Here is a 5,878-nt window from a genome sequence, read left to right as displayed (position 1 = left end):
GCACATCTTGGCGAAAAATAGTGAATACGATATTAATCAGGCATTTAAGCCTGTTTGACTAAAAATACTAAGTTCTAAGGAGATATCCTCAAGAAGCAACTGAGTTTGCAATAGCTGATGAATAAACGGTGAACCATCCTTACTACACTCTGATAACGCAACGAGGTTATTGAAACCGAGGCTTTGAAAAGACAGTGAGGAGCGGATTACATCATGGCGCAGGTCACATAGTAGACCTAGAAAGACGTCGGATATATGTTAGCGACCGTATCATTGAATCAGTCATTGCATCCTGAGGTGCGTCCATATATGCTTGTAAAGTGATGTAGAACGATGGGAGCGTTAAGATAATAACCTCCCACTCTATAATCTATTCACCACCCATTCCCTCGGTGGTGAATTTCATACCACTATTTATAACTTAAGTCGGTCGCTTTGCCTTTGAAAATGCGATAAACCAGTAAGGTGTAAAGTAAAATCATTGGCATCACAATCACCACTCCTATTCCAACCACTAATAAGCTTGCCGTTGACGCTGCCGACTCTTGTGCCGTCATGATGCCGGGGACCACATCAGGGAAAAAGCTGTATGCCAACCCTAAAAAACTGAGCGCAAAAATCAACATAACGCCAAAAAATGGCCATTGGACCCCCATGTCATCCATAACAGGCACTCGCCGTAAATAGCGGTCTACCATGAAAATGGTTGAAAATACGACCAGCGGTATCGGAGCCAGTAAAAGCATTTCAGGAAAGCTAAACCAGCGCTCTGCTACGATTGGGCTAAAGAGAGGATTCACTATACTCACAACAACAATACCTAACGCCGCTAACCAGCCAGCACGTCGAGACCAACGAGCCGCTCGTCTTTGTAATTCACCCTCGGTTTTCAATACTAACCACGCCCCACCAATATAAACATAAGCAGCGGTAACGCATAGCGCACTGAGTAATGCAAACGCATAGGCTTGATATGAGCTTTCAAAACTCATCACATAACGGCCAATCATATAACCTTGCGTTAATGCAGCGAGTAAAGAACCCGTTTTAAAACACAAGTCCCAATGATTTTTATGATCCGCTTTCGCTTTGGCCCGAAAGTCAAAAGCTACACCACGCATGATTAACGCAATCAACATCAACGCCGTGGGTAAATAGAGTTCAGTCAAAATTAGACTATGAGCGCTAGGAAAAGCAATCAATAGAATGCCTATCGCCAATACCAACCAAGTTTCGTTAGCATCCCAAAATGGACCAATGGAAGCAATCATACGATCTCGTTGTATTGGATTGTGGCGAGGCAATAAAATACCAACACCCAGATCATAGCCATCCAGCACAGCGTACATAAATACGCTGAAACCAAGTAATAAGAGATAAATTTCCGGTAAATAAGTAATCATATCGATGCCTTCTTCGGAGGATTCACAGCGATGGCTTCAGCGTCTGAAAACTGTCTGGCCAGATAAAATAATGTATGGATATAAGCAATCAACAACACTGCGTATACCACTAAGTAAAGGGTTAATGAAAAAGCAACCGAGCTGCTTGCCACTGTCGTGACGGCATCCGATGTACGCAAGACCCCATTCACCAACCAAGGCTGACGACCAATTTCCGTCACATACCAACCAGCCAGTGTTGCAATCCAGCCAGAGAAAGTCATTGCCACAACACCGTACAAATAAGGTTTGGGTAAAGAACGTCGACGAATATAGCGCCATGCACCATACCAACTGACCATAAGCATCAAGATTCCCATTCCCACCATAATTCTAAAACCAAAGAATAAGGGTTTCACGGGTGGGTGATCCGGAGCAAACGCATTCAACCCAACAATTTCACCATCAAGTTCATGGGTAAGGATAAGACTGGCCAATTTAGGTATCCCTATTTCAAAATGATTACTACGTGTTGCCTCATCTGGCCATGCAAACAATAGTAGTGGTGCGCCTTTCTCCGTCTCCCATACCCCCTCCATTGCAGCAATTTTTTCAGGCTGATGTTCCAGCGTATTCAACCCGTGCAAATCTCCAACAAAAATTTGTGCAGGAATCGCAATCGCCGCCAGAATAATAGCGACTTGAAGACCAACCTGCGCCGCTTTTAATTGAGGATTACGTAACGATTGATAAGCAGAAATCCCCGCAATCACAAAGCAGGCCGTCAGCAAAGAAGCCAATAACATGTGAACGAGGCGATAAGGCATGGATGGATTCAGTATCACGTCCTTCCAACTGGTGACATGCACAACCCCATTAATCAATTCATAACCCGTTGGGGTATGCATCCAACTGTTTAATACTAAAATCCAGAATGCAGAGAGAGATGTGCCAATCGCAACCAAAACCGTTGCGAGAGTATGTAACCACTCTGGTACTCTATTTCGTCCAAACAGCATGACCCCTAAAAAAGTCGCTTCCATAAAGAAAGCGGTCATCACTTCATAGCCCAGTAATGGCCCTGCGACATTCCCCACTTTTTCCATAAAGCCTGGCCAATTCGTACCAAACTGAAAACTCATGGTGATCCCTGAAACCACGCCAAGAGCGAAAGTTAAAGCAAAGACTTTGACCCAAAAATAATAAAGATCTAACCAGAGCTGGCTTTGTGTTCGCACAAATCGCCATTTAAAAAATACAAGAATCCATGCCAATGCAATGGTTATGGTTGGAAATAAAATATGAAAACTAATATTGGCGGCAAATTGTATCCGCGACAACATGAGGGTATCTAACATCGTTCTTCCTCAAGATTAACCAAATTTGATTTGTATCAAGTTTTTTAGCAATACCCGAGAAAAAAGGTGTATCGAATCAATGAGAATAGTGACAAAAAATGACTGATGAAGGTAAAACCCCATTACATGCTGTAAAAACACGCAATGTACAACTGACGACATGATAAACACACTCATGTAACGATGGGATATACCGAGATAAAAAGGGATCAATAACACATTTTATCGGCTAAGAATCGTGTTTAGCGATAACTCTCAGTTATAATTCGCCCCATCAATCGTGACACTTTGCTGCTTGCTATTCGAATTTCAGAGCGGCGAGATCTTTCCAATGAGTGGGGTCATCATTGCATCCAAGTGAACCACCCATCATCACGAGTCAAAGGGATAAACATCGCGGATGAAACTCAAAAGCTATCTCACCTTGACGACGATTGCGACGGCCTCTTCCATTGTCATTGTCGTTACTATCGCTATTTTCTATCTATTACAAAATACCTATACAGAAGGCTTACAGGCACGAGGTTTAGAGCTTGCTCGAGTGGTGGCTCATGATCCAACCGTTATCCATGCTGTCACTTTACAAAATACACAGGTAACGCCGCAGGCTCTCAACCCTTATATCGAAAATATCCGATCTCATACCGATGCTTCGTATATTGTGGTCGTTGACAAACAAGCCATCCGCTTAAGTCACCCAGATCATGACCGAATAGGAAAACCCTTTATAGGAGAGGATATTCTCCCCACTCTACGGGATGGAACGGAATACAGTAATGTTTCCGAAGGGAGTTTAGGAAAAGCCATTCGGAATTTTACGCCCATCCGCTCAGAAGGCGAGATCATTGGAGCCGTCAGTATTGGCTATTTATCAGAAAAAACCTCCGATATTTTACTGGAGCAATTTAGCCACCTAGCAACTCTCATTGGTTTGGTATATTTGTTAGGAATAAGTATTGCAAGCACGTTCCTACTAAAAATGAAACGTACCTTTTTAGATTATGAGCCTGAGTTTATTATTAATAAATTTCGGGAGCATGAAATGGTTTTAAACAGTATCCATGATGCTATTATTGCCGTGGATAACAATATGAACATCACGACAATTAATAAAAGTGCTATTCAAAAACTCTCTATGGAAGGAGGTAACCACTATGACTATCTTAATCATCCATTATCTCGTTATTCTATACCTCTAAGCCATTTAGTATTAAACCAAAAAAATCATCTACACCAAAGTGAATTTAATATTGGGAAGCATCAATATAAAGCTGATATTTATCCATTAACCAGTAATAAAGGGCTCAAAGGTCAAGTCATCGTATTTTTTGCTAATATAGAACAAAATGAATTAGAGAGAGAAGTCATCTATCTGAAAAACTATGCTGAACTCTTGAGGAGCAAAACCCATGAATATTCAAATAAACTCAATGTGATCTCTGGTATGTTACAGAGCAAAAAACATTCCGAAGCCATTGATTTTATTCAACTAGAAACAGACTGTTATCAATCGATCATCCATAATATTGTACTCTTAATTAATAACAGTGTGATCGCTGGTTTGTTGCTGGCTAAGTTCAATAAAGCATCCGATATCGGCGTTAAATTTGTCATTGATGAAGATAGCCACCTCTCCAATTACTCTAAGAATACTTCTGAAAAATTAGTCACTATTTTAGGTAATCTTATTGATAATGCCCTACTTGCAGCTTGGCAAAACCGAGAAAACCAAACACCAACTGTTCATCTCTATCTCAGTGATCGAAGTCACCATGTTATTTTTGAAATACAAGATAGTGGTGCTGGAATCAGTCAACAAATTACGGATCATATTCTGGAATTTGGTGTCACCTCTAAGATGGATGCAGAACAAAGTGGAATCGGTCTGTATTTAGTCAAACAGTGGGTCGATTATTTTCACGGGAGTATTGAATGGGAACGAACGGAAGATAACACCACTATCTTTAGTGTTTACTTAGATAAAAACAAAGTCACTGATCATGAATAAAATAACCGTTATGATACTAGAAGACGATGCGAGGGCAAGTTATATGCTCGAGTCTGCCATTAATAAACATGCAGATTTTCTAGTTATCGCCGCCAGTGAAAGCTGTGCTGATGCCTTGATTCAATACGAAACATTTAAACCTAAGTTGATTTTTGTCGATATTACTCTGCCTGATGGCAACGGAATCGAACTGATTCGTCACTGGCGAAAGCAGCAAGCAGACTGCGACTTTATTATGATGACCGCAGAACGTGAAACCGCCACGGTACAAAAAGCCATTCAATTAGGGGTCACCGATTATCTGGTAAAACCCATCCGAATTTCCCGTGTACACCAAGCATTGGAAGATTACAAACAGTATAAAGCCAAACTCGCTCGCACCTCGACGGTTGACCAAGGCGAAATTGATGAAATTTTAGGAAAATCACCGCCAAATCCGCTACGCCAGACACCAAAAGGGATTGACTCAACCACGTTAGCCTCCTTGAAAACCTTATTACTAGAAGAGCAACTGCATGATTTTTCGGCCGATGATATTGGTGAAAAAATGAACGTTAGTCGAATTACGGCTCGCCGTTATCTAGAGTTTCTGGAATCGGAAGGAATCATACGTCTCGTACTCAATTACAAAACCGGAGGGCGTCCACGCCGCCTATATCAGCTCATCTAAACCACCACAAAAATTAAGGCCACCATGATTACCTTGGTGGCCTCTCTCTTAATAAATTAGCAGATCATCGTCTCTCTGCCAGATCCCATCATTAACCACCGAAATCATCCAGCAGAATGTTTTCATCTTCCACACCCAAATCTTTCAGCATACCAATCACGGCAGCATTCATCATCGGAGGACCACACATGTAAAATTCACAATCTTCAGGCGCATCATGATCTTTGAGATAGTGCTCATATAAGACATTGTGAATAAAACCGGTGTAACCATCCCAGTTATCTTCTGGCATGGGGTCTGATAAAGCACAGTGCCAAACAAAGTTCGGGTTCTCTGCCGCTAAGCCATCAAAGTCTTCCGTATAGAACATTTCACGCTTAGAGCGGGCACCGTACCAGAATGACATCTTACGTTTTGATTTCAAACGCTTAAGCTGGTCAAAGATGTGGGAACGCATGGG

Annotated in this window: 4 protein-coding genes and 1 pseudogene; 2 read left to right on the top strand and 3 right to left on the bottom strand. The window is 41.7% G+C overall.

The window, feature by feature from the left end; genetic code table 11:
• Positions 1-410 precede the first annotated feature (410 nt).
• Both B5D54_RS16500 and B5D54_RS16495 read right to left on the bottom strand, forming a co-directional pair.
• Positions 411-1,403, bottom strand: a complete 993-nt coding sequence (locus tag B5D54_RS16500) for a cytochrome d ubiquinol oxidase subunit II (protein ID WP_078927621.1) — start codon at positions 1,401-1,403, stop codon at positions 411-413.
• The gene (locus B5D54_RS16495; protein WP_078927620.1) at positions 1,400-2,740 is read right to left on the bottom strand and encodes a cytochrome ubiquinol oxidase subunit I; all 1,341 of its coding nucleotides are present in this window, start codon (positions 2,738-2,740) and stop codon (positions 1,400-1,402) included. Before B5D54_RS16495 ends, B5D54_RS16500 begins: the two co-directional genes overlap by 4 nt.
• Positions 2,741-3,140: 400 nt before the next feature.
• Here B5D54_RS16495 and B5D54_RS16490 point away from each other — a divergent pair, with 400 nt between their 5' ends.
• Positions 3,141-4,748, top strand: coding sequence for an ATP-binding protein (locus B5D54_RS16490; protein WP_078927619.1), 1,608 nt, complete (start codon positions 3,141-3,143; stop codon positions 4,746-4,748).
• Positions 4,741-5,418, top strand: coding sequence for a response regulator (locus tag B5D54_RS16485; protein WP_172459877.1), 678 nt, complete (start codon positions 4,741-4,743; stop codon positions 5,416-5,418). The genes B5D54_RS16490 and B5D54_RS16485 overlap by 8 nt, the downstream gene beginning before the upstream one ends.
• A 91-nt stretch (positions 5,419-5,509) precedes the next feature.
• Here B5D54_RS16485 and B5D54_RS16480 read toward each other — a convergent pair.
• A pseudogene (locus B5D54_RS16480) lies at positions 5,510-5,878 on the bottom strand (NADH:ubiquinone reductase (Na(+)-transporting) subunit F); the annotation flags it as partial.

It is taken from the genome of Vibrio cincinnatiensis DSM 19608 (assembly GCF_900167345.1).
GTDB classification, from domain to species: domain Bacteria; phylum Pseudomonadota; class Gammaproteobacteria; order Enterobacterales; family Vibrionaceae; genus Vibrio; species Vibrio cincinnatiensis.
Note: the sequence above shows the minus strand (reverse complement) of the source record. Positions and strands in the feature narration are given on the sequence as shown.